The 23,710-nt window shown below is 55.0% G+C and carries 20 protein-coding genes and 1 pseudogene; 5 read left to right on the top strand and 16 right to left on the bottom strand.

Going from position 1 to position 23,710, the window contains the following annotated elements:
• Nucleotides 1–67: 67 nt before the first annotated feature.
• The 3 genes from HDC32_RS10460 to HDC32_RS10450 form a co-directional block, all read right to left on the bottom strand.
• Complete coding sequence (locus HDC32_RS10460) at nt 68–1,387, bottom strand: PAS domain-containing methyl-accepting chemotaxis protein (protein WP_145337930.1); 1,320 nt, start codon at nt 1,385–1,387, stop codon at nt 68–70.
• Between the two features lie 263 nt (nt 1,388–1,650).
• Entirely contained in the window at nt 1,651–2,709 is a 1,059-nt protein-coding gene (locus HDC32_RS10455) for a diguanylate cyclase (RefSeq protein WP_184743829.1), read from the bottom strand.
• A 190-nt stretch (nt 2,710–2,899) separates the two neighbouring features.
• Complete coding sequence (locus HDC32_RS10450; RefSeq protein ID WP_131697813.1) at nt 2,900–3,526, bottom strand: TetR/AcrR family transcriptional regulator; 627 nt, start codon at nt 3,524–3,526, stop codon at nt 2,900–2,902.
• Between the two features lie 123 nt (nt 3,527–3,649).
• Between HDC32_RS10450 and HDC32_RS10445 the strand changes: the two genes are divergently transcribed.
• From HDC32_RS10445 to HDC32_RS10430, 4 genes are all read left to right on the top strand, one after another.
• Nucleotides 3,650–4,708, top strand: a complete 1,059-nt coding sequence (locus HDC32_RS10445; RefSeq protein WP_131697812.1) for an MBL fold metallo-hydrolase — start codon at nt 3,650–3,652, stop codon at nt 4,706–4,708.
• Nucleotides 4,709–5,047: 339 nt separating this feature from the next.
• Nucleotides 5,048–5,563: a hypothetical protein gene (locus HDC32_RS10440; protein ID WP_131697811.1), complete on the top strand. Its 516-nt coding sequence runs from the start codon at nt 5,048–5,050 to the stop codon at nt 5,561–5,563.
• Nucleotides 5,564–5,703: 140 nt separating this feature from the next.
• Complete coding sequence (locus tag HDC32_RS10435; protein WP_184743826.1) at nt 5,704–7,209, top strand: amidase family protein; 1,506 nt, start codon at nt 5,704–5,706, stop codon at nt 7,207–7,209.
• An 84-nt stretch (nt 7,210–7,293) separates the two neighbouring features.
• The gene (locus HDC32_RS10430; RefSeq protein WP_184743823.1) at nt 7,294–7,851 is read left to right on the top strand and encodes an AAA family ATPase; all 558 of its coding nucleotides are present in this window, start codon (nt 7,294–7,296) and stop codon (nt 7,849–7,851) included.
• Here the strand turns inward: HDC32_RS10430 and HDC32_RS10425 are convergent.
• Together HDC32_RS10425 and HDC32_RS10420 are read right to left on the bottom strand one after the other, a co-directional pair.
• Entirely contained in the window at nt 7,781–8,161 is a 381-nt protein-coding gene (locus tag HDC32_RS10425; protein ID WP_184743821.1) for a helix-turn-helix transcriptional regulator, read from the bottom strand. The genes HDC32_RS10430 and HDC32_RS10425 overlap by 71 nt on opposite strands.
• Nucleotides 8,162–8,255: 94 nt before the next feature.
• Nucleotides 8,256–9,203 (bottom strand): hypothetical protein, encoded by a 948-nt coding sequence (locus tag HDC32_RS10420; RefSeq protein WP_184743818.1) that lies wholly within the window; start codon nt 9,201–9,203, stop codon nt 8,256–8,258.
• 147 nt (nt 9,204–9,350) lie between these two features.
• On the opposite strand from HDC32_RS10420, the pseudogene HDC32_RS10415 reads away from it, so the two are divergent.
• Nucleotides 9,351–9,827 (top strand): annotated as a pseudogene (locus HDC32_RS10415) (substrate-binding domain-containing protein); the annotation flags it as partial.
• 92 nt (nt 9,828–9,919) lie between these two features.
• On the opposite strand, the gene HDC32_RS10410 reads toward HDC32_RS10415, so the two are convergent.
• The 11 genes from HDC32_RS10410 to HDC32_RS10360 all read right to left on the bottom strand — a co-directional run bounded on the left by HDC32_RS10410 (nt 9,920) and on the right by HDC32_RS10360 (nt 23,537).
• Complete coding sequence (locus tag HDC32_RS10410) at nt 9,920–10,567, bottom strand: HAD-IB family hydrolase (RefSeq protein WP_057704184.1); 648 nt, start codon at nt 10,565–10,567, stop codon at nt 9,920–9,922.
• Nucleotides 10,568–10,640: 73 nt separating this feature from the next.
• Nucleotides 10,641–11,357: an HNH endonuclease gene (locus tag HDC32_RS10405; RefSeq protein ID WP_184743815.1), complete on the bottom strand. Its 717-nt coding sequence runs from the start codon at nt 11,355–11,357 to the stop codon at nt 10,641–10,643.
• A 99-nt stretch (nt 11,358–11,456) separates the two neighbouring features.
• The gene (locus HDC32_RS10400; protein ID WP_371263207.1) at nt 11,457–11,987 is read right to left on the bottom strand and encodes a Bro-N domain-containing protein; all 531 of its coding nucleotides are present in this window, start codon (nt 11,985–11,987) and stop codon (nt 11,457–11,459) included.
• Between the two features lie 659 nt (nt 11,988–12,646).
• Nucleotides 12,647–14,593: a TniQ family protein gene (locus tag HDC32_RS10395; RefSeq protein ID WP_184743812.1), complete on the bottom strand. Its 1,947-nt coding sequence runs from the start codon at nt 14,591–14,593 to the stop codon at nt 12,647–12,649.
• Nucleotides 14,590–15,534, bottom strand: coding sequence for a TniB family NTP-binding protein (locus HDC32_RS10390; RefSeq protein WP_128591535.1), 945 nt, complete (start codon nt 15,532–15,534; stop codon nt 14,590–14,592). The genes HDC32_RS10395 and HDC32_RS10390 overlap by 4 nt, the downstream gene beginning before the upstream one ends.
• Nucleotides 15,535–15,539: 5 nt before the next feature.
• Nucleotides 15,540–17,435 (bottom strand): DDE-type integrase/transposase/recombinase, encoded by a 1,896-nt coding sequence (locus HDC32_RS10385; protein ID WP_184743809.1) that lies wholly within the window; start codon nt 17,433–17,435, stop codon nt 15,540–15,542.
• Nucleotides 17,420–18,109, bottom strand: a complete 690-nt coding sequence (locus HDC32_RS10380) for a TnsA endonuclease N-terminal domain-containing protein (protein WP_128591541.1) — start codon at nt 18,107–18,109, stop codon at nt 17,420–17,422. Before HDC32_RS10380 ends, HDC32_RS10385 begins: the two co-directional genes overlap by 16 nt.
• 831 nt (nt 18,110–18,940) lie before the next feature.
• A complete protein-coding gene (locus tag HDC32_RS10375; RefSeq protein ID WP_184743807.1) occupies nt 18,941–19,174 on the bottom strand; it encodes a hypothetical protein in 234 nt (77 codons plus the stop codon).
• Nucleotides 19,175–19,185: 11 nt separating this feature from the next.
• A complete protein-coding gene (locus HDC32_RS10370; protein WP_184743804.1) occupies nt 19,186–20,316 on the bottom strand; it encodes a hypothetical protein in 1,131 nt (376 codons plus the stop codon).
• 126 nt (nt 20,317–20,442) lie between these two features.
• Nucleotides 20,443–22,815, bottom strand: a complete 2,373-nt coding sequence (locus HDC32_RS10365; RefSeq protein WP_184743801.1) for a TOTE conflict system archaeo-eukaryotic primase domain-containing protein — start codon at nt 22,813–22,815, stop codon at nt 20,443–20,445.
• Between the two features lie 443 nt (nt 22,816–23,258).
• Nucleotides 23,259–23,537 (bottom strand): hypothetical protein, encoded by a 279-nt coding sequence (locus tag HDC32_RS10360; protein ID WP_184743798.1) that lies wholly within the window; start codon nt 23,535–23,537, stop codon nt 23,259–23,261.
• Nucleotides 23,538–23,710 lie beyond the last annotated feature (173 nt).

Below are 23,710 nucleotides of genomic sequence, written 5' to 3'. Positions count from 1 at the left end.
AGACAGTGAATCACTATAGTCCTGGCGACCTGTCTTACACATGAATAACCCGAGGGGCTACTGAGTGTTAGTGGGCGCCACGCTCATTGGCAAACGCACTCACCGCGTGCACCGCCTCGCTGGTGCCTTCGCGAATCTGCAGGATCACTGTACCGGCCTGGTTGGCCAGCTCCACGCCCTGGGCAGCGCGGTCGCGGGTCGCGTCCATGCTGTCGATGGCGTGGCGGGTCTCAGCCTGGATCACCGCGATCATGCTGGAAATCTCCGTGGTGGAACCGCTGGTGCGCGCCGCCAACTGCCGCACTTCATCGGCCACCACGGCAAAACCACGGCCTTGTTCGCCCGCGCGCGCCGCTTCGATAGCGGCATTGAGTGCCAGCAGGTTGGTCTGGTCGGCAATGCCGCGAATGGTGTTGACGATGGTGCTGATCTGTTGCGAACGCTCGCCCAGCTTGGCGATCAGTTGCGAGGAGTTGTCGATGTCCGAGGAGATTTCACGCATGCCGCTGGCTGTTTTCTGGATCACGTCGGCGCCTTTTTCCGCCATGTCCTGGGTATGCAGGGACAGGTGATAGGCCTGGGCGGCGCTTTGTGCGTCTGCAGCATGTTGTTGCACGCGCGCGGTGATGTCCGAGGCGAACTTCACCACTTTGCACAGGCGCCCGCTGGCGTCGTACACCGGGTTGTAGCTGGCTTCGAGCCACACGGGCTGGCCGTTTTTACCCACGCGTTCGAACTGGCCGCTGAACAATTCGCCCTGGTTCAGGCGCCGCCAGAAGTCACCGTAGGCTGAGCTCGCTGCGGTCTCTGCTGTGCAGAACAGGCGGTGATGCTGGCCCTGGATCTGCGCCAGGCTGTAGCCCATGCGCTGCAGGAAGTTGGCGTTGGCGGTGATGATCGTGCCGTCGAGGTTGAACTCGATGACGGCCATTGCCCGGCCAATGGCTTCCAACTTGGCGTTGGCCTCGCTTTCAGCCTGCAGGCGCGGGGTGACGTCCAGGGCGTACTTCACCACTTTGACCACACGGCCCGTGTCGTCACGCACCGGGGTGTAGCTGGCTTCCAGCCACACCGACTGGCCGTTGCTGGCCACCCGTTCAAAGGTGCCGGACTGGAACTGGCCGTTTTGCAGGTTGGACCACAGTTGGCTGTACTCGGCGCTACGGGCGAAGGCGGGCGTGCAGAACATCCGGTGGGATTGGCCTTCGATCTGCTCGGCGCGGTAGCCCAGGGTGTTGAGGAAGTTGTCATTGGCCCGTAGCACGAGGCCTTGCGGATCAAATTCGATCACTGCCATGGAGCGTTCGATCGCGTCCAGCAGGCTGGCTTGGTGAGCCACGGTGTGTTGCAGGTGATTGATGGTTTTTTTATGGGTGTTGAATAGCATGTTCGGGGGCTCGGGCAAGCATGCGTCGGGGAGTATCCATGTGTATGCGCCTGCCCCCGTAAGGCATTCGCCTTACGGTTGACGTGCTCATTGTCAGCCTCCTTGTGCTGACAGCGGGGTGGAACAACGGGTTAAGAGTGATCAGCCTGACAAGAAGTTCGCCCAAGGGGCAGGACCATTTTTGGGTAGGCGACGAATGGAGGCATTATGCTATCGCCTATGGTGTTGGACGGAAGATTCAGACGAGGAGTTGTAGGACTACGTCAGGCGGAACAGGCGATCCGGTCTTCACTGACACTCACCCGATTACGCCCGGTGTCCTTGGCGGCATAGAGTGCCCGGTCCGCCGCGTTCAGCCACATGGCTGCGTCTGTGTAGCGCGGCTGGAAATCCGCCAAACCGATGCTCAGGCTGACGCGCAATTCCGGTATGTGCGGGGTGCGGTAATTGCCGAATGTTTTGCGCATCTGCTCCATGATCTGCGCCGCTTGCTCCAGAGGCATTTGCGGAAGAATCACACAGAACTCATCGCCACCGTAACGCCCGGCCAGGTCGTTTTCCCGCAGGTTGCGCCGCAGTTCCAGGCTCAGTTGCCGCAACACCGTGTCGCCGACGATATGGCCGTGGGTATCGTTGATCTGCTTGAAGTGATCAATATCGATCAATGCGATGGTGGCGTGGCTTTGCTGCTGCTGGCACTTGTGGAACTTGAGGTGCAGCAGGTCTTTCCACGAGCCGTGGTTGAGCAGGCCGGTGAGGCTGTCGGTGCGGCTCAGGGCACTGAGGGCGCGTTTATGTTCCGACAGCTTGATCGCCAGTTGATAACAGACCATGCCGATGGCCATGGGGTAGAGGGTCAGCATGGGCAGGCAGGAGTAGACCTGCAGCAGGCTGACGTCGGGGTTGAACTTGATGCCGAACAGCGCCCACGCCACGCCGATCCCCAGCCCCTGGGCGAGCAGGCCACGCAGGAACAGGCGCCGGCCGCCGGCGGCGACGTTGTTCATGGTCATCATCGACAGGATGGTCACGGCCGTCAGCGGCGTGAACTGCGTGGCAGCCGCCCAGAACCCACCGAATACCGAGTCATACAAGAAGTTGCGCTGTTCAGCCTGATAAGGGAACGGCGAGCGGGTGGATAGCTGGTACGCCAGATGCGCCCAGGCAAACCCATTGAACAGCAGTAACGCCCAGACCCAGCCCGGCATGGCGAGCGGGTACAAGGCGCCGGTGACGCTGATGCTGCCGACACCCAGGCCGATGATCCTTGGCTGGTAGATACGCCTGGCAAATGAGAGCCCTTTGCCTCGTCTGTTTTCCATAAATTCCTGGTTCAACTGTTTTTCACATATACGGCGGCTCGCGGCCACTGGATCACCCATTGATCGGATAAGTCCTGTGAATATTGTCAGTTATTACCGTAGGAATAATCAGTGGCCTTCCAGGCCATTTGCGCAAAACAGAGGGCGAATGCGTCAAAAGCGACCAGGAATGTCGCTCTTGCAATGGTTTTTACTGGGTGCGGGAGGCGCTGACTTCGTAGCCGGCAAGGAACAGGTCGATGGCTGACTCAATGACGCTGGCCTGGTGGGCGGCATCCAGGGTCGGCTGGCCCAACGTGATCTGCGGCCAAAACGCGAAGGCCTTGAGCAGGCTCTGGATCTGATGGGCGGCAAACGCCGGGTCGGTGCAGGAGAGGCGGCCATCTTCCTGGGCGGCGCGTACCCACTGGGTAAAGCCTTCTTCGCGCTGGCTCAGGCGGGTGACCATGTCTTGCGCCCGTTCTGGTGAATGGATGGTGGCGGCGATGGCGACCCGGGCGAGGTCGAGGAAGTTGGTGTCCGACATCATCTTCATCTTTGCCTCCAGCAACCCGCGTAACTGTTCACGCAACGGGCGGTCGCTGGCGTAGCTGACGTCGAGTTGGGCGACGCTGCTGGCCCAGAGCTGGTGAAGGATTTCGGCGAACAGTTCTTCCTTGCTGGGGAAATGGTTATACACCGTGCGCTTGGAAACCCCAGCGGTGGCGGCGATCTTGTCCATGCTGGTGACCTCGAAGCCGTTATCGCGAAACTCAGCGATGGCCGCTGCCACGATGGCTTGGCGTTTGCGGTCGGTGAGGCGTTGAGGGGCAGTCATGGGTGGCGTTCAGCTCTTGAGGGTAAATTACACTGGGTAGTTTACTTGCTGCGGATTTTGTTGCAATCTTGAAACTACACTGTGCAGTGTAACTTATGAGCGGACCGTAGGAGTCACTCGGTAATGGCCACGATCTCAACCCGTATCAAGTCTTCGCCTGCGGCGCCCAAACCTGCTGAGTCGAAACTGGGGAGCTTCAGCAACGACGCCCCCGTGCAGCACGGTGGCTTTGGCAAGACCTTGCGTATCTTCTGGAACATGCTGTTCAACAAACCACGCAGTACGCGGCCGGTGGGGCAGATCCCGGTGCAACCGCTGACACGCGAGCAGTTGCTGGGGGCGCCTGATCACAGCGTGTTCCGCCTGGGGCATTCCACCGTTTTGTTGAAAATGCGCGGCAAGTTCTGGCTGACCGACCCGGTGTTCGCCGAGCGTGCCTCGCCCTTCAGTTGGGCTGGCCCCAAGCGTTTTCATCAGCCGCCTATCAGTCTTGAAGAGCTGCCGCCCCTGGAGGCGGTGGTTCTTTCCCACAACCACTACGACCATCTTGACCATAAGGCTGTCGTCCAACTGGCCGACAAGACCCGTTACTTTCTCGCGCCGCTGGGCGTGGGCGACATTCTGGTCAAGTGGGGTGTCGACGCCAGCAAGGTGCGGCAGCTGGATTGGTGGCAAGGCACCGAGGTGGATGGCATTCGCTTTGTCGCCACGCCGGCGCAGCACTTTTCCGGGCGTGGCCTGTTTGATGCCAACCAGACCCTCTGGTGTTCCTGGGTGATGATCGACGGCACGCGCCGCATCTTTTTCAGCGGCGACACCGGCTACTTCGACGGCTTTAAACGCATCGGCGAACAGTACGGCCCGTTCGATCTGACGTTGATGGAAACCGGTGCTTACAACGTCGACTGGCCCCATGTACACATGCAGCCGGAGCAAACCCTGCAAGCGCATATCGACCTCAAGGGCCGCTGGCTGCTGCCGATCCACAACGGCACTTTCGACCTGGCGTTCCATGCCTGGCACGAACCATTCGACCGCATCATGGCGCTGGCGTGGGAGCGCAATGTGTCGATTGCCACACCGCCGATGGGCCAGGCGTTCAGCTTGAACCAGCCGGAGCGTGGATATGCATGGTGGCTGGAAGTGGAAACCCAAGGTGCGCAAGAGCACCTTGTGAGCTGAGGGCGCGGAGGCGACGAAAAAGGAGTTTTCAAGTTGTTTCGGGTCTGCGACAGGCTTCGACGAAGGATGCGATGATCCCCGGAAAATGATTTCAGGGGAGGCGTTCCGATGGACAGCAAATGCAGAAAGTTTTCGCGAGCGGATGCCGTTTGCCAGGTGGGCCAGCCGTTGTCTGCGCCCCTGGATATGACCTATTCGGCGTCTTCATGCCGTCGCCCTTCCACCGATCAAGCGCCCCCCCGCCGTATCGCGTTTGATGTCGATCCCCATCCTCAAACCCACCCCAATGGTGGCGTCCTGATCCCCGGGTATAACGTACCGGCACTTCCCATCAGACCCATGCGTGATCCCTCGTTGATGCTGATTGCCTTGAGCGGTATCGACCCAGAGGGCCAGGTGATGGTGGAGGTACCTCTGGTGCAGAACAACAGCCCCTTTGCCGTCATGCAAGTATTGGCCGGCAGGCGCGTGGGGTATGCCGACCGATATGGCCGTGGCGATGGTCACGAACCGATTCAACACCGTGCGCCCTTCATGCGGGCGCTGGACGTTTTGCGTCGAGCCGGGACGCAACTGATACCCGTACCGGCGCAACGTGTCGACGGCACCCTCACGTTCAACCTGCATACTCATAATGAAATCGATGAACTTGTAAATGAGTACCGGCTGGATGCCCTGGTGTCGGACAGTCAAAGTGCTGCGTTCCATGGTGCGTGCTGGAGTGGTTACCCCAGGTTTGGCGAGACCCTCGAGGGTGGTGCGACGTTGTGGTTCTACGGTGCGCGATGGTCGAAGGATTCGCTGGCGGCGCTGGTGCAGGGTTATCGCAATGCCTGTTGCGTGGAGAATGCATAGCATGGGCTACCTGTGGCGTTGAACAATCCTACGAGGTGAGCGGCCTACGTCATGCTGGCTGGGATGAGGGAAGTTTTTAGACTGGCGCACGGATCAACGGTGGTCCTTCGTCATTTCTTACTCTTCTCCCGAGGTGGTTCATGTTTGGAATTGGATATGGTGTGAATGCGTTTGTCAGCCATGCGGCGTCTTGGATGGGGTTGCCGTTGACCTCCGACACCTCCAAACCGGTTCCGCCGGGAATGGAATGGGCCAGTGTTCGTGAGCTCGGTGAACAAATGGCCCGGTCGGGCGGGCTCACATCGGAAGTTCTGGTCACCTTCTTGCAAGAGCGCATTCGCAAACACGACCCTGCGTTAAACGCCATCATCGAAATCAACCCTCAAGCGCTGGAGATTGCTCGCGAGCTGGATCGTGAACGCGCCAGCGGCAAGGTCCGAGGGCCGCTGCACGGCATTCCCGTGCTCCTCAAGGACAATATCGAGACGGGCGACACCCAGCAGACCAGCGCAGGCGCCTTCGGGTTGGTGGGTGCCGCTGCGATCAAGGACGCGTTTATCGTCGAACGCCTGCGCCAGCAGGGCGCAGTGATCCTGGGTAAAACCAACCTGACCGAACTGGCCGGTTTTCGCGGCGGTCCTGATGGGTTCAGCCAGCGGGGCGGGCAAACGCTCAACCCTCATCAAGCGGATGCATCGGTCGGGGGGTCAAGCTCGGGCTCAGCCGTTGCGGTTGCCGCTGGTTTGGCGCCGTTGGCCGTTGGCACCGAAACCAATGGTTCGATCGTGGTCCCGGCGGCATTTAACGGGGTGGTCGGTTTCAAGCCCGGCGTGGGCTTGTTGAGCCGTAGCGGCATCATTCCTGCCAGCCATCGACAGGACACGCCGGGGCCAATGACGCGTTCGGTGTTTGATGCTGCGTTGTTGCTCAACGCCATGTCGGGCAGCGACCCTCAGGATTCAGCCAATGTGGACGCCCCCCGAGGCATTGACTACACCGCGTTGCTCAAGCCTGGCGCCTTGAAGGATAAACGTATTGGTTATCCCGCAACCTTTTCCGCGAATGGCGAAAACCTGTCGGTGGACAATAGCCCTCAGTTTCAAAAAACGCTTGATGTGCTTCGCGCACAAGGTGCAGTGCTTGTACCGGTGAACATGCGGCTGGCGGATGCATCACGCTATGGCGAACTATTGTTTGCCGATGTGAAGAGTGAGTTGAATGATTACCTGGGTAAGCGCGGTGGGCTGCCGGTCAAGTCAGTTTCCGAGTTGATCGCGTTCAATGAAAAGCGCGATGGCAGCGACACCGACCACCAACCGCTGCTCAAGGAAATCGACGCATCCACCCTGACATCCGACGAGCGCAAGCCGCTATGGGATGCGCTTATCCAGGATTTTCGCAGCACAGTGGATGAGCTGATTGACGGGGAAAAACTTGATGCCGTGGTGTCGGACTTTGAAACGAACAGCTATTTTGCAGTCGCAGTGGCCGGTTATCCAGGAATCTCGGTACCTTCCGGCAAGGACGAGCACGGCGTGCCGGCCAGTGCTTACTTCTTTGGTGCCCGCTGGACCGAACCCACGCTGCTTGCCGTAGCCCATGGCTACGAGGAGGCCGCGTGGGTCGGCTCCAGGGCCAGGCTTTGAGCAACAGCTGGCTCTAGGCGTCGGCGTGTACAACCCAAGGGCTGACGCGTTCAAAAGATACATTCAATGCGATGGAGGGAAGCCATGGCCTGTCGAATTCATATCCTCGGTGCTGCGGGGGCCGGCACTACCACCCTGGGTAGGGCCTTGGCAGAGAGTCTGAACGTCGCTTGCTTCGACACCGACGACTTCTACTGGCAGCAAACCGACGCCCCCTTCACCGTTGCCCGGCCCAAAAATGAACGCATCCGCCTGCTGCAGGAACAGACCGCCGGCCTGGAAGGCTGGGTGCTGTCCGGCTCACTGTGCGGCTGGGGCGATGCCATGATCCCGCAGTTCACCCACGTGGTGTTCCTGCGCCTCGAGCCGCAAGAACGCCTGCACCGCCTGCGCATGAGGGAGGTGCAACGCTACGGTGATGAAATCCTGGAAGGTGGCAGTCGCCACGAGAACAGCGTCGCTTTCCTGGCGTGGGCCGCTCGCTACGACAACGGCAACCACAGCCTACGTAGCCTGCGTCGGCATGAAACCTGGTTGGCGGCACTGACCTGTCCGGTGATCCGGTTGGACTCTACGCACCATTCGGTTGGGGCGTTGGTGAGTCAATTGATGCCGCTGTTGAGCCCATCAGCCGCGAAATAATGTTGTGTGCGGCGGGTTCGACTGGGGCGGTGTCAAACCGCCGCACACTCATGCCCCACCCTGGCGCAAACCCCGGAAAAAATACCAGCCCTTGCGCCTCCAACCGAAACGCCAATGCCAGGCGGGTTTCATCACCCACGTCGCCCTGGCTTTCAAACTGTTGGATGGCATCCACCGCCACACCCGCCTGGCGGGCCAGCTCTTCGCGGCTCCAGCCCAGCATCGCGCGGGCCTGTACGCTGTGTTTGGCGGTGAATTGGTGCAGGACGATCTGCTGTTCTACGAAAGAGCTCATTGCCAGAGAGGACATGGGGTTTCTCCAGGATTCGACGGGGGAGGGCAAACTATACTGTGTTTTTGTACAGTTGTTTTGACCGCTCATCAACTGGATTCTTATCGACCCACTATTCCAACCCTGGTGCCTCACGAATGATCAGGTGATCCAGGTTCTCGATATTCGCGCTGAACACCCCGAACGTCTGCTCGGGGTTCTTCTTGCTGGGCACCTGTTTCAGCTCCGGCGTGACCCCATAGAAGAAACAATACAACGCCCGTTCACTGTCCGCCGCCGCCCGGATCTGCTCCAGGAACGCCTTACGCTTGCGGTAGTTCTCGATGAGCTTTTTGCTCAGGTAGACGTTGACCGAGTAGGGTTTTTTGTCGAGCCACACCTTCTTTTCGAAATCGATGCGAAAGCTGCTGGTGTAGTCCTTGATCGCTTTGATCTTGCCCCAGTAGATCAGGCCCTTGTTGTCTTGCAGGTATTCGATCTTCTTGAAAAACGCCGAGTAAGTCGCGGTGTGCTCGCCGATTTTCAGCGGCATGCGTTTGAGTTTTTCCTTGTCGTCGATGTTCGACACAAAACATTCCACCGGGTGGGCGAACACGCTGGTTTTGTCCGGGGTAGTGTCGCTGGAACTGACAGATTCGCCGCTGCCGGTTGAGGGTGTTTTCGCTGAATCTTGTAGGACCCGCCCCTCGGTGCCGCCCACCGCGGTTTTACGCTCGTACGTACGACGGGTCAGGACAAATTCCGATGGGAAATTATCCTCACGCTCATCGTCGTTTTCGCCTGCTGCACCCTTGTGGAGGCTGGCATAACGGCACCCGTCGATATGCCGCGTGCTCGGCGTGTTTTTGAAGTGCGGGGTGCGTTGGTAGTTGACGTTCTTGGCGTTGAACGTGCTCAGCACATTGCCTGCTTCGAAGGCGGCGCGACAGGCATCGTTGGGGCACAGGAAACTGTCCTGGTCGGAATCGTAGGCAGCGGTTTCGTCGAAATTCAGGTCTCGTACGTCATAAATCGACAGCTTGTCATCGAGACTCAGGCTGTAGGCCGTGTCGAATTTCATGGGGCTCGGGTCCGTGAGAGGTTTCGCTATTAATAGCGGGAACCCGCGCAAATATCAGCAAGAACCTGCAACCCGCCGTCCGCTCAGGAAGCACAAGGTTCCGCCTATCGCCGTAAGCATGCCCAAGGCATAGAACATGCTGGTCGGCGCCGCGTGGTCGAAGGGCGCCTGATCGTCGGCATCGTCCCCGTCTACCAGCGCCGCGAAGAATTCGACTACTTCCCGCTGTACGAAGAAAAGGCCCACGCCTACTGTGCCGTAGGACACCCGCTCTTCACCGCGAACGACATTACACCCGAGGTGCTGCGCCAATATGAAGTGGTCAACCATCGGTATGCGATCCATCGCGACAAGACTAATTTCGTCAACTACGACAGCCAATCCGCCTCAGCCTCTCAGGTTGAAGCGGTCGCCATCCTGGTGCTGACCGGCCGGTTTATCGGCTTCCTGCCCGAGCACTACGCCGCATCGCTGGTAAGGGAAGGGCGCCTGCGCGCACTGTGCCCGGAGCATGTTCACCTGAGCACCGCCTTCAACCTGATCCTGCGCCACAACGCGCCGAGAAGCCCTTTGGTAAAAGCCTTCGCCACGGCGCTGGGCGTAGACCTAAAGACGCCGCTCTAAGCCCCGCCAAAGATCAAATGTGGGAGGTGTCGAGCCTCAGCGAGGCAGCGATGGGATCGACTCGGTTCTCCAGCCGATCCCAATTACCCGCATCACCGCTGCAACCGAGCCCGCTTTTTCTTCTTCGCATGAAAATGCCGAAAATGCGCATCCTGTGCCGCCGCCAACAACTCCCGATCCCCACGCGTATCGCCCCAGGCCCGGAGCCGATACTCCCCCAGGTCCCCATACACCGCCTCAAGCCGCAGCACCTTATTCTCACACCGGCAGTTATTCCCGGTGAGCTTGCCGGTCAACACCCCGTCGACCACCTCAAGCTCAGTGCCAATCAACTTGATCCCAAGCCGATCGGCAAACGGCTGCAGCACCAACGCCGGCGACGCCGAACACAGCGTCACCACCGCCCCCGAACCCAACTCCTGCTCCACCGACAGCACCCCGGCCGGGCGCATCAACCGTGCCCAATTGCGCTGGCAATACTCCTCGGCCTTCTGCTGCACCCACGTCTTCTCCACCCCGGTCATAAAGGTGCGGATCAACTGCGCCTTCAACTCATCCCGGCTGATCTGCCTCACCAAAAAGCGCAGCCCAGGCACGGCCAGCTTGACCATCCGGCCATAAAACTCGCCGGTGCCAAAGGCAAACTTGAGGAAGGGCACGAAACTGTCGTGGTGGGTCAGGGTGCCGTCGAAGTCAAAGACGGAAAGTACTTTGGCGTCAGCGGGGCCGGCTTCGAGCATGTCTGGGTTCACGGGTTGGCCTCGGTCCTATCTAGTATTTTTTTGAGCGTGCATCAGGTGTGACAGCAGGAGTCTACTCCCGTGCCAATCTTCCGACCTTGGCGTAAAGCCCCTCGGTGAAAGCCTCCCGGTCACTCGACCGGTGACAACGCTGATGGCAATTGGGGCACAAGGCTACAGCATTGGTGATGCGATCCGAACCCTTCTGGGCCAGGTGCTTGACGTGATGCACTTCAAGAAATGGCTGGCCATCGTCTAGATTAAACGGCGCAAACAACCCGCAACCCTCGCAAATACCTGCCGCTTGCTGGCGTACCCAGGCCCGTACTTCCGGGTCGCGTACGTAGGATGTACTGGTTGTACTGACTTGCTGGGGGGCCGCGATGCCTTCGGGCTTGGTCTTGATGGGTTTGCTTTGAAGCTTTACAGCACGCTGCTCCAGTAGCCCTTCATCAAACGTTGGGGCGTTGTCTTGAGATTCAACGATGCCCCGCTGCGCAAGTATCCGAATGATACGAGAGACGATTCCCGAGCCGACATTGTTTGCAGATGTGTAACCAGCAATAGGTTTCTGATTCAGCGTCTCAAATACGGCAGAAATATTGCGCATACGATAATCGACTGACGCAGATGACCTGGCGCTCAGCGCACCGACGCGTAAAAGCTCATGTTCGACTGATTTTTTATATGGCTGGCCAGCGTCCTCCAGCTTCAACATCTTGAGATAAGCATCAACGGAAGCTTCAAGCTCCTCATCGCTCCATCCGGTATTACCTTTTTGCGTATCCATACAGCCGCCGAGGGTAGAAAACCCTCGGACGATACTGAGTAGCCATTATTGCGTCTACGAAATTTCCTACGCATTGGTAGGATTCGGCGGTCGTCCGCCTTAGTAGATTCGCTGCTTCATCCGGAAAGGTTGAGTGACCTTGCGCCACCACGGAGTCCTTGCTGACTCTTTCCGATAGGTTCGATTGACCAACAGATATGGCATGTCTCTGAGGCGAATCCAGCCTTCATCCTGCCAGTGCAGCAGGTTCAACGACATCTCCGGCCAATCCAACATGCTCAATAGTGGTCGCTCCACCGTTCGGGGCTGACGCTCGTCGCGCAAAGTCGGGACGACCTCATGAGTAAGCCAACTCCGTAACAGCCTGTTTTCTGGAGCGTAGTGATAGACCAGCAGTGCATATGCACCGGACTCGCTGATCATCAGCATTTCTTCCGGTTGACCGTGGAACAGTAACTTCAGGTATTGCCGTTGATCGTCATCAAGTTTACGAGTCGTTCGATCATCCAAGCAGTAACCCATCAAGCGCCCGAGGTCGCGCGCGCAGAACCATGGTTGGTTTTCTAAAAGGAGAGCGTGTAGAGGAAGATGATGTCTGGTGAACACGACGGCAATAGAAGGCTCAGGCATTACTGCATTCTTGGCCGCCGGTAAGTCGAGCAGATATTGGTTAGGCATTTCCTATGACCTCTACGTGATTTTCAGGAGGGCCAGGGCCCAACGTAGAGAGCGGATTCAAGAAACTCCAACAGGCATTGTCCTTAGTGCAGCATCATGTCCCCATGACCAAAGATCAGGCGGATTTCTGCTGTGCAATCAGGGCTAGCGTCTACGTTGGGCGTTTCTTAGGCACCGGCGGACGAGGCTATCAGTATCGAAGTTCGCATCAATCATTTTGCGGATGATCCTTGCGTAAGACAGTTCCTATTCAGATCATGAGCGCTTAAAAAAGCCCTGAACAAGTCAGGGCTTCTTGGTGTTGCTGTGCTACGTGGAGTCTCAATAAAAGCTGAAACGGGCTATCCGTATTCATTGGAGGACAACCGTTGTGTCTCATGAAGTTTAAAGCGCTATCTCAATTAAAACTAAAATGTATGATGCTTTTCTCAATTAAAAATGAATTTTCTACAGTATTAAAATGCATCAAATTTAGTGGGGGTAATAGAGCTGCGTTCTGTATTTCTGATTATTAGTAGATATTATATTTTTTAATGAGGTTGTGTCAACTCCCCGAGTGTAGACCGGGGTGAGTGAAAAGGAGGGAGTATGAGACTGAAACGGGATAAAGCTTAGAGAGCTACGCTTAGTGCTTGAATATCAGCCCAGCCGATGAGTCGGACCGTAGTGATCTTGGATTCGGAAACTGGAACGACCCGGATCCGACCTGTGGAAATTAGATTGGATGCATGTCCTATCGGCGCTTTCAGGAATTTGTCCGCCTGATCGCAACTACAGTACAGTTCGAGGTTTTTGCGAATCTGAATTGCATCTTTTTCACAGATTAATTGACGCTTACCGATCACTATGGGGGACACGTAACCGCTTTTTATGAAACGACGTGCGAAGGTAAGCGATGGGATCTCAAACTCACGGGATAGGGAATCAATTGTTACACAGCGATCTAATTTGTTTTTTGTCGAGAGGACAGATTTTTTAGTAAAAAAACGCCGATTTTCGCATAGAAATTCTGCTGGTATCTCTTGCACAAGAAAGCCCATCCGTTCTAGATATTTCAACCGTTGAATTTCGATATTTAAAATTCTTGCGGTCTCGGTGGAGCTGATATGTGTGTCGTTAGGCATCAATTTGTGTAGTCTGCGGCCCGCCTTATTTGAGTAGGTTTCGGCTTCCAAAGCTCTCGCGACTCTCGACTCTTCAAGTGCGTGTCTTTCGTAAATTGTGACCAGCGCTCCATCCACAGTTGGACCCGAGACTGGCATAATTCCTACCGTTGTCAGACGTGCTGTCAGTGTAGTGTTTGGTGTGTTGAGCTGCTTTGCAAGTGGTCCGACGAAAATGTATCTGTTATGAAATGCAGACACCTCGTTGGCATCCAAAAGCATTTTTCCAAAAGCTCCAGTTTTCAAATTATTAGCGATAAATCCAGCCTTGACTGCTCGCCTGACAACCTCAGGATAGACGTCCAGATGCAGAGCAGCGCGCTCTACGTCAAAGTGAGATGGGATTCCTGTAGCAATTTTTTGAGTACCGGCTGACCCCAGCCAAGCTTCAACGGCAGCCCAATTGTGTGAATGATATTGGAAAGGCGTATTTGTTTTTATTTTAATTTTCGTTATTAGTCCTGAACGTATAAGGGTTTGTAGTTTGAGTTGGTTTACTCCAATGGTTGCCAGCTCATCTCGGCGTAGCCATAGTGCTTTTCTAGGATTGCGCTTTTGTTGTGTTTTGGATGGCGTGAGCGGCTTAGTTATTAAGTTGTTGGCAATCTGTCGGACCTCTTCATCGCTAGATAGTAACCATGGGGCAATAAAAAATAGGTTTGGTGCAGGCTCGTGCTCATCGATCGAGTGACAAATAGCAGCTGTGATTTTTTCGCAGTTAGGACTGTCAGCTATGCTAACTGCAAGGTCAGCTGTGTGTTTCTTTTCTTCGTCGTTGATTTTGTAATAGTATCTGAGTACTTGGAGGTTGATTAAGAATGAGTCGAAGCTCTCTTGATCTTTATTTCTAAAAATAGAAAGAAGGCTAGTCGAGAGCTGTGAATGCTTAGGCTGTTGTGGGCTATTCCGCAAATCATAACCGCATTTACACAATGCTCCATTGCAGTCAGTCCATGTTATCTCTTGCTCGCAAGACGGACAGTGATCAATGTAGGCACAGTCATGGTATGGACAGGCGTCTATAATGTCGAAGTCCTGAATATATTTCTGCCAGCCTTCTAATAAACATTCAGGGCAAATTAGATGTTTTTTCGTCTTAAGCAGCGTCAGAGGCACGGCAATGTTGTTGATATACACCGGCGCGCCGCGCGTAACCTCAGACGTGCTGCGGTAAAATGGCAGGGGAGTAGTTGTTTTTGGATCAAGTGTCTCGAATAGTTTGGCCATGCTTGAGTGGTGCAGCTGCCAATCGAATGGTCGTGCGTTGTTCTCGCGCTGTAACGACGCGATCATTTTGGTGACAGACTTAAAGCCATTATGGTATGCGGTTCTGATAAGCAGGCTACGAGGGCTTTCCTCAGGACGTGCGCGAGGTACAAAGCTCAAGACATTCATCGTGAGTTCCTAGAAATGATACCCCGGACTTCTTGATTATCCAATGCAAAGGGATTTTTGAATTTTACTAAGGCTCCCTCCAGGCATTGCGAGTCATAGGATGCTGCAAGGTCTTTCTCAGAAAATGTGCTTGTGTTTCTTTCTAGCGCAATCCGGAAGGCTTCGTGAAGCAACTGTCGAAGCGAATTCATATTGCCGCCACTGGCAACAAATATTCTGGCCGCCAACGCTTGGTCGGTGAGATAGATAGACTCCGAGAACTCGCCGATCTTGTTAATTTGTGCGCCCAGCGATTTTAGGACCTTCAAGTAATTTGACTGATTCTCCAGCGACGTGTATTCGAGAGGCCGCAGATTTGTTCTGAATGGATACCGTCGGGCAAGCTGTGGGTGTTCGTCTACGATTGATTCACACTCTGGTGTACCCGCTATGACCACGGGTATCAGTGTTCGATTCATAAGCGTTTTAACCCAGTCGCAAACGAGACCTTTCGTTTTTTCGGCCCCTTTTCCCAGCAAGTGATGAAACTCGTCTAGTAGGATGACCTGGGTCTGGCAGGTCTTTAGGAGGGTGATCAATCGATAAAGTAAGGCCGTGGCGTCGCCATTTAGATGTACGCACCCTAATTGAGCTAGCATACCCATAGTCAGGGATTTCAGTGTAGGCCCAGCTGGTAGTTCGCAATAAAATGCAGGGACGGTTTCAATGATACCCCACTCGGTCTCTATTTCCTTCCGACCACCGATTTGTTGTACTACATATTTGCAGACTGTTGATTTTCCAACTCCGGAGAGTCCCGTCAGTAGCGCAGATGAAGGCTCACGGCGAGTAGCGGTCGTTATGATGCTTTTATGTATTTTTTCTAACGCGTCTTTATAATAGCAGTGAACAACAATATGCTTGGAAAACTCTGTCATTTTATTTTCAATTGCAGGAGTCATATGAATTACTCTAGTTTAAAGGTTTCTAAGTCATCATCGGAGTCTTCTATATTTTTCATCTCGGTGACATTCAAATCTGTCTGGGTATGGTATACATCGTCTTCGAGTTCTGCTCTTGCATCACCTTCATCATCCTGAGTTGCCAAAGTGATCGGTCGTTGTTGTTTTTGCTTTTTAGGTTTTTTGTATTCTAGTTCACTTAGGCTAAGGTAAATATTTGCTAGCGCGCGAGCTGCTTTTTTCTTGCTAAAAGTCAGGCCTTCTTTGTCAATTGCGTCACAGGCCAGTTGGTGTTCGTAAAGCGTTAGGTTGTTTTGATAATCAGGGTCTACAGCATCTGCTCGAACCATTACCCCAGGTTCTTGCGGTATGGATAACCACACGGTTGATAGGTCAGATTCGTCGTAATGCACCAAAGGTTTACAGTTGTGCTTTCGGGCTTTGTCATTCAATCTTGCTAGTCCAGGGCCGTACCACTGAAGGTTGAACATTGTGATCCTGCCGTTTGAAATTGTTCTTGCTTTGGTTTTGCGGCAAGTAATATCTAGCTGTTCAATTGCGTAGGTGTCGGGCGGCAACTCCGTCATCATGGCCTTCTCAAAAGCACTTCGTGGGGCTACGGATACGCCTTTCTGAGGGTTTTCATGGTAGTACTCGTCGAGCCAGCGTGTGAATACTAATCTGATGCTCTCTACGGTCAGGCACGCATTTTTTTCGGAGTTATAATCTCTACGTTCTGTCGGATTGGATTTAGTCGTACCTTTGGCGTGATGCATAATTGTCAGGTTCAAAGTTAAGAAAAATCGCTCAATAAAGCTTTTTTGATCGGGCTTCCCAGGTGGCAGCGGTAATACCTTCGAGCCATATATACTGAAGAAATTGAAAAATGAGTCATTAAGAAATTCTGATCCATTGTCAATGTAGTATGTTTCCCCTTTTCCCGCTATAGGGTTATCACTGCGCAGCGACATCTTGAGGGCTTTCATTGTTTTCGCCGCGCAAGGTGGCGTCATTGAAAGTTCCCACCCAATAATCATCTTGCTTTTGCACTCGATAAATGCGGTCAGGTAGGGCCTGCCGATGACATTTCCGTTCGTGTCCACAGCGATAATGTCAATTTGTTGAGTGTCTGCTTCTATTCTCTGGTACATATGATGGGGCCTCTGGATGCTACGTCCATATTTATTTATTTTTTCAGCGTATGCTCGGCCTTCGCGCATGATGTTGAATTTATATGCGTCAATTGCGGACAACATACGATAAAACGTCGCACGTGAGGGCGGCTTGATTTGCTCATCTAAAGGGCGATGCTCATTGTCTTTTTCGATGTGAGTTATCAGTATGTTATAAGCGAGTTGTCCACTCGGGCGTTCTTTGATCAGATAGTGCTGGTTAATGATGTCTTCTGCAATTTCGATCGTTTTGTTGTCCAGTTTTTTTCCACGTGGCAGTTGGTAGTGTTTGTTCTTTATAAGTCCCAAGGGACTGTTGCCGGATTGCCTATATTTTGCTGCCCAGTTGTACAATGTCGAATAGCTGGGGGGGGAAGAGTCCCCAATTTGTTCCGCGTGCTCTCTGATATAGGCTTGCGCTGCGTCACGAGGCAGGCGGTTGCCAAGCGCTAGCAACGCGCCTACGGTATATCCAGTTTTCCTGTCATGCTCCGCTCTTTCAGCCGTGCTCATACTCAAAAGAATTGGAGCTTTGCTCTGGTCGATAGGTGCGCATTGAGATTTGACCAAGCTTCCATTCGCTATCATTTCGCTCACCTGGAAGTGGGTAAACGATACTTGCCGTTGTCCGATGACGGCACTGAATTGAGCGTATTTCAAATCGGTCGATACGACTTCAAATTCCGCGCCATTCAAGCGGTAACGTTCATTGACTATGGCATTAGACATAGCGTGCGGCCCCCGTTAGCCGATGATGAAACGCGTGACTCCAGCGTAAATAGCTGGTCGAGATCAGCCGAAATCAGCCGATTAAATACGCCCTTGGCGATTGATTTCATCGAGGGTGGATACGGTAGCGCCAACAGTGAGCGCACGGTACTGCCAGACATGGATGTTTGCCTGAGGCTGTCGAGGACGTAGTTCAACTCCGTGTCCGTGACCAGATGCATTCGGTTATAGAGATTTTGGAGATTTCTCAGCTTTGGTTGAATGCGAATTTCCCGTTCCGTGATGAGGTCGAATCCGTAGCCTGCTTGCTCACAAACCTTTCTGAACTCGCCTATTTTCCGGAGATAGCTGGCGTCCTCGACAATATGATCGGGCTTGATCTCGACGTATCTGATTTCGCCAGTGCCATAGCTGATTTCAAAGTCGGGGGTATACCGAACTGCACGGTCTTCCATGGCAAACGAGAAGGTTCCGGGCTGAGGGGCATAGGCCACCACCTGATCTTCATATTCGAGCCAGACACAGAAATCCGCTTCAAGCTCGCTTTCGCAAACCACGACCTTTTTGTTTTTGAAGGATGGAAAATGGGTGATGTGCTTGCCGTATTTTCCCTTCTTCAGGATGCGGCTTGGTGTCCGGGTTCGGCTCTGCTCGAAGGCGGTAGGTGGTCTCATGGGATGCGTCCAAAATGGGGATTTCGGGCATCATAGTGAAAGCTTTTTTATTCGTAAACTCACATTTTTATTGCGGCGTCAATGGTGCTGACAAAAAATGTTTATGTGACTGACAGGTTAAATAAAACATATACATATCAAAATGTTAAGTTGATTTTCTTGCTTTTATTGCCCGTGAGAAAACGTACAAATTTTTTTTCGAAATTACTGCTGCCGATGTTTTTTGCCTGCGCCGCTGGCACCGGCTATGGGGGGCGTGCATGGGGGCGATTAACCCGCAGCGGCAGTTTCATGCAGGCCCGCGATCCTTGGGAGAAACGGTATCGAAGACATGGTTTGCACCTAATATGGGTGGGTTTCTGACTGGGGATTGGCGTTAATGGTTTGGCCAGGGAGTGCCTTTGAGCTGCCTGTCATACACTGGTTGAGTTAGTCATGTTCGCCATCAGCTCCGAGGGCGAAACTGATTCCCTGTTCCACTTTTCATTTCAGTGAGTGACGGTTCCGTCCGATGAGACCTCATTTGGCCGATGTCGCTCAAAATGTGCGGTAGGAGGAGCCTCCTAGACGGAAACCTCTCCTGACACCGAGGGGGCGGAGCACTATCCATTTGTACATAACACTGGATAGTAGGAGGCAATATGCAAATTTTGCACATTGCTTTCGCTGTCGAAGGGCGCCACTTCTAGCGGTGCTGACTTTATTACGAGGAGCAAACGATGTTCTCGTGTAACGCATTTATTTTGCGTAACACTGGAGTGTTACGCAAAATAAATGCGTTACGGTATAGGTTAAATAATGGGACAGGGCGTAGAAAACACTCATATACGCTTAGCGGCGACGCGGATGAAACGGTCGAGATCTCCCAAATTGCACGCGAATGCTGTCGCAATAGATTTTAATTTTTTCGTCGAGCGCTTTTCGCGTTTCTTCATCTAAGGCTTCATAGCGCAAGCGCCATTCGCGCAAGTCTTCCTGTTTTTGGCGCTGTTGTGCGTCTTTCAACGCGACTATCTCGTCAAATGTATGTATCAAATCTTCGTTTTTTTTCGTTTCATCAGTCATGAAAGTGCCGCCTAATAGGGGATCTTTATATCTTCGTCCAGTATATCGGTCACATTTCGTATCAGTGGATCTAGCCAATCGGCTTTGGTGCGCGCCCACTGAAAATAGCTCATGTGCTTTATGCCGTGGGTTGCCGATAGCGACTTGCACTCAAGGGCGTCGATATAGTCGCGGATGACCTGGGCGCGGCGCCAGTTCTGTGCATCGGACTCTAGGGCGGCTAAGCGTTTTCGTTCGTCATTCTGTATGCGTTGTCGCGCGGCAGCGCTTTCGCGCAGCTGGCGACGCTTTTCATCGGCGATGGCCTGCTGCTCTGCATTCACCAGCGCCCCGACGGCGTTTGTAACGACCTGTTCAAGCAGCTTGTTCAATTGCATCTCGACCGGGTGGCTCGGCGAGTCGATAACTTTGCCTGCATACCCTTCATTTATTAGCAGGTGGAGTTGCCCTGTCGTTTGATATGCCCAATTAGGCCAGTAGCTCCAGCGCCCGCGAGCCTTGTCCTCCAGTTGTTTTGGCGTTGGCACATATGGGCTGCGCTTGCAGGGTTCGAACACGCGCAGATGATAGCCTCGGCCCATGATCAGGATGTCGACCTGCCTTTTGCTCTGCTCGATACGATAGCCACGTGTTTCCAGTGCTTTGAGGAGGGTATCCACGAGCCTTAGCGCGCGATCCTGCAAGGAGGGCGAAACACAAATACTTAGCGCAGGCGCGCGCGTGCTGGGCTGGCCGCGTGAATCAATGACGGGTTTCTTCAACGCAACGCGGGCAGCGTTGGTCATCGGGTGCCAACGCTTCACTTGATCAGGGACGATAATCTGGTTGCCAGGTGCTCGCTCGAAGGCCAGCAGCGGCACCAGCCGCTCATCCATGGGATTGGGCTCAACCTCGGTGTGCGGGGCCTGCGTGCGAAATAGGTTCATCGGGTGGCCAACGTATTCGCGAAGTTTGGGGCGCGGCGGCACCGACTTGCCAGCCTTCAGTCGTGTCCAGTAGCCCCGAGGCGGGGTTGGGATCTGTAGCCGTCCACAGAGTTTCTTAAGGCCTACGTCAGAGAGCTGGTAGCGCGGTGCGACTATCGTCACCGCTTCTGTCCAAACCTCATCCAACAGTTTGGCTCGGTCGTACTGTTCCAGCATTGCGAAGGTCCTTTCAGCGAGTCGAATCTCAGTTCGAAACCGATATCAGGGTAGCGGACGTCGGTTCGTTCAGATGGCAGCTCTTCAATCGGGCTGATGCCAGTTCTTTCCTTTCACGCGACAGGCCTACAGCAGCGACAGTGTGTTGGATGAATCGACCAGTCGATAGCCCATGGCTTTGTAACCGGCCTTGCGCTTCTCCCACATTCTCAACACGGCGACGTTACCCTCGTCTACGAAATCAATCACCTGTACGTCGGACTTGGCGGTGTGTAGGCGATGCAGGCGTCCGGCGTACTGCTGGAGGATGCCGCGCCAGGAAATGGGCATGGCCAGCACCAAGGTATCAAGTGCAGGGTGATCGAACCCTTCGCCAATGAGCGTACCGGTGGCCAAGAGCACCCGAGGCGCATCTTCGGGCAGAGACTCCAATGTACTGATCAGCGACGCTCGCCGTTTCTTCGGCATGCGGCCATGGAGCGTGAAAAGATTCGCGACCTGCTCCCTGAGCGCAACATCTAGCGTATCAACATGCTCTGTGCGCTGGCTAAGCACCAGGACTTTTCGGCCTTGGCGGTAAGCTTGCACCACAGCAGAAACGATGGTCGCCGTGCGTTGTGCATCAGCGGCCAGTCGCCTGAATACCTCCTGGATGCCCGCACCCTCGGGGACGAGGATTGGGCCGGACAGCATGCGCGGGATGACGGACAAGTCGTGAGGGGCGCTGGCCGGGCGCGCGGCGGTATGGCGGATCGGTCCGCACTGCATGAAAATGATGGGCTGCTGCCCATCGCGGCGGATCGGGGTCGCCGTCAGCCCGAGCACGTAACGCGCGGGCGAACTGCGCAACAGGGCCTCGAAGGACACCGCCGACAGGTGATGGCATTCGTCGATGATGATCTGGCCATAATTTTTAACCAGGTCACTGATCTCGCCCTGGCGCGACAGCGATTGCATGACGGCGATATCGATCTGGCCGGTGAGCTTGGGCTTACCGCCGCCGAGGGTGCCGACCACCTCTTTGCCGACGCCCAGAAACGCCTGTAAGCGTTCTTGCCACTGCCGGAGCAGCTCGGTCCGATGCACCAACACCAGGGTGTTCACCCCGCGTTGGGCGATCAGTGCGGCGGCGCTCACGGTTTTGCCGAAGGCTGTCGGCGCGCAGAGGATACCGGTGTCATGCGCTTGCATGGCGGTGACGGCTGCTTCCTGGTCAGGGCGCAGCGTGCCGAGGAAACTGACATTCAGGGGATTGCCCGCGAAACGCTCGTCTTCCACCAATGGCGTGATCTGGTACTGCGCCAGCAGCGCCTGCACCGCGTCCCAGCAGCCACGGGGCAAGGCGATATGTTGGGGGAAATTCTGCGCGCAGCCAATGACTCTGGGTTTGTTCCACACCGACAGGCGCAGGGCCTGCGCTTTATAAAACTCGGGATTCTGAAACGCCGCGAGGCGGATCAACTGGTTGGCCAAGGGTTGAGGCAGCTGGGCCTTTTCGAAGTAGATCAGATTCGCCAGGGTGATGCTCAGGGTGGCCGGCATCGGGCCGTTGAGCTTTTGTGGTCGAGGCGAGGGGGCTTTCCATGGCTGGGCACCTTCGTCTTCATCGACGTACGCCACGCCAAGGGGGTCGCGGTTGCCCATGGCCAGGGTAATGACGGGGTGGAGGCGCTCGGGGTTCATGCGTTGGAGGGTGGCGAGGAACGCCCACTGATCGGCATAGGGCTCCAGGGCGTCGTCGACAAACACGCTGTGATGCTGGGCTCTGGCGCGTTTTTGCAGCGGCAAGGCGATCAAGTTGCCAAAGCCGCCTTTGGGCAGGGTGTCTTGGTTGGGAAACAACCGGTCGTAGGAACTGAGCGACAATTGCCGTGTGCGCTCACAGGCGTGGCTGATGATGGCGGCCCCGAGACGGCGCGCATCGCTGGCCAGCACCTTGTCCTCGAAGAAGATCCAGGCGTGCGCGCCGTTGCCCGAGCGTGAGACTTCCAAGGCGACCGGTACGCCCAGCGTATGGCAGGATTCTGCGAACGCACGGGCGTCATCGCGCCATTCGGCCTCGTCGAAGTCCGCCGCCAGAAAGTAGCAGGTATCGTCCTTCAGCAGGGGGTAGACACCGGCGACGAGCGCGCCGGCCAAGTGGCGAAAGATGACGTCGTCGGTCACGGCCAGCAGTTGGCGCTGGTGGCTGTCGGCGCATTTAATCCGGGGTTTCTCGCAGATCCCCGGACGCCACTCGTTCGCGCAGGCGGGCGCATAGCCAGACTTGCCGCTTTTGCTTTCCCAGCGCAGCGGGTAGATGTCGGTACGGCCTCTGAACAAGCGTCGAAAGAGGGCGACCTTGCTGCGGGTGTCCAGGGCAGACGACGGATCAACGGGCGCCAGGGGGATCAGCGCCGGTTCGGCAGGCGGCTGCCAATCGATGCCGTGCGCGTCGAGCAAGGCAATTAAGCGCGCGTTCTCCGCCTGGAGAGTCGCCAACAACTGGGTGTCGGTCACCGCATCGAGCCTCGGTGTTGGGGAATGACCTGTGGGGTTAGGCTATCAGTCGGCGGGGGGCGGATCAAACCGCCGGGCCGGGTGCGGGCCGGTGGCCGCGCCACGCCGCGAGTCGTCCGGCGTTTAACCGATACGGTGTTATGCGCACAGTGGTTCGACTGCGTAATTTGCATGTGCTGCAAATGTCTGATGGGATTAACCTCGGTTACCCGCTCCAAAGCTTCCTGGTAATCGAGCCCAAGAGTCCAGCATGTCAACACGCTTGGCTTTTTTGTTGGGTTTTTTTGTGGTGAGCTTTGCAGTGATTTGAGTGGCTTGTTTCGCATGCTTTATCGTAGCTTGGCGAGCAGGTTTGGCCTTTAGAAACATTTGGAACTGCACCTGCAAGTTGGGCGGCATGCCTGTTGACGTGAATAGGTGTTGCCCTAGTACCTCTTGGATTTCTAAACCAGTTCGAAAACCGAACAGTTCTTCATCTGCGTGGCGTACTGGCTGCCCTTAAAGATTTCAAGAATTTTATCAATGTAGCCAGTGTCGCCATGTTGAATCGCATGCAGCGCAGCATTGGTCGCCAAGTCGAGTATTAAGGATGAAAATGCCAGTTTTCGAAAATCAATAAACTCAATCACGTGCGGAGTCAGCAGCGCCGATAACAGTTCTTTGCTTTTGTCCGTCGGGTGCTCCTGGGGTTTTATGAGTAAAAGGCGTTGGGTCCGCAACATACTCGATTCAGGCCATCGTCTTTTAAAACTAGTATAAATTCATGTCGTGACTCTGAAGTCGCCGGCGTCTTGAGTGGAAAACTCAAGCCGCACAGGTATTAGGCATAGCTGGTAAGGCCGGTGGCACCATTTGCTTGGGATCACAATCTGCTAGCAGGGCTGGAGGTAGACTT

The organism is Pseudomonas sp. JAI120, from assembly GCF_014207255.1.
Classification (GTDB): Bacteria; Pseudomonadota; Gammaproteobacteria; order Pseudomonadales; family Pseudomonadaceae; genus Aquipseudomonas.
The sequence above is the reverse complement of the archived record's forward strand: the minus strand, read 5'-3'. Positions and strand labels throughout refer to the sequence as shown.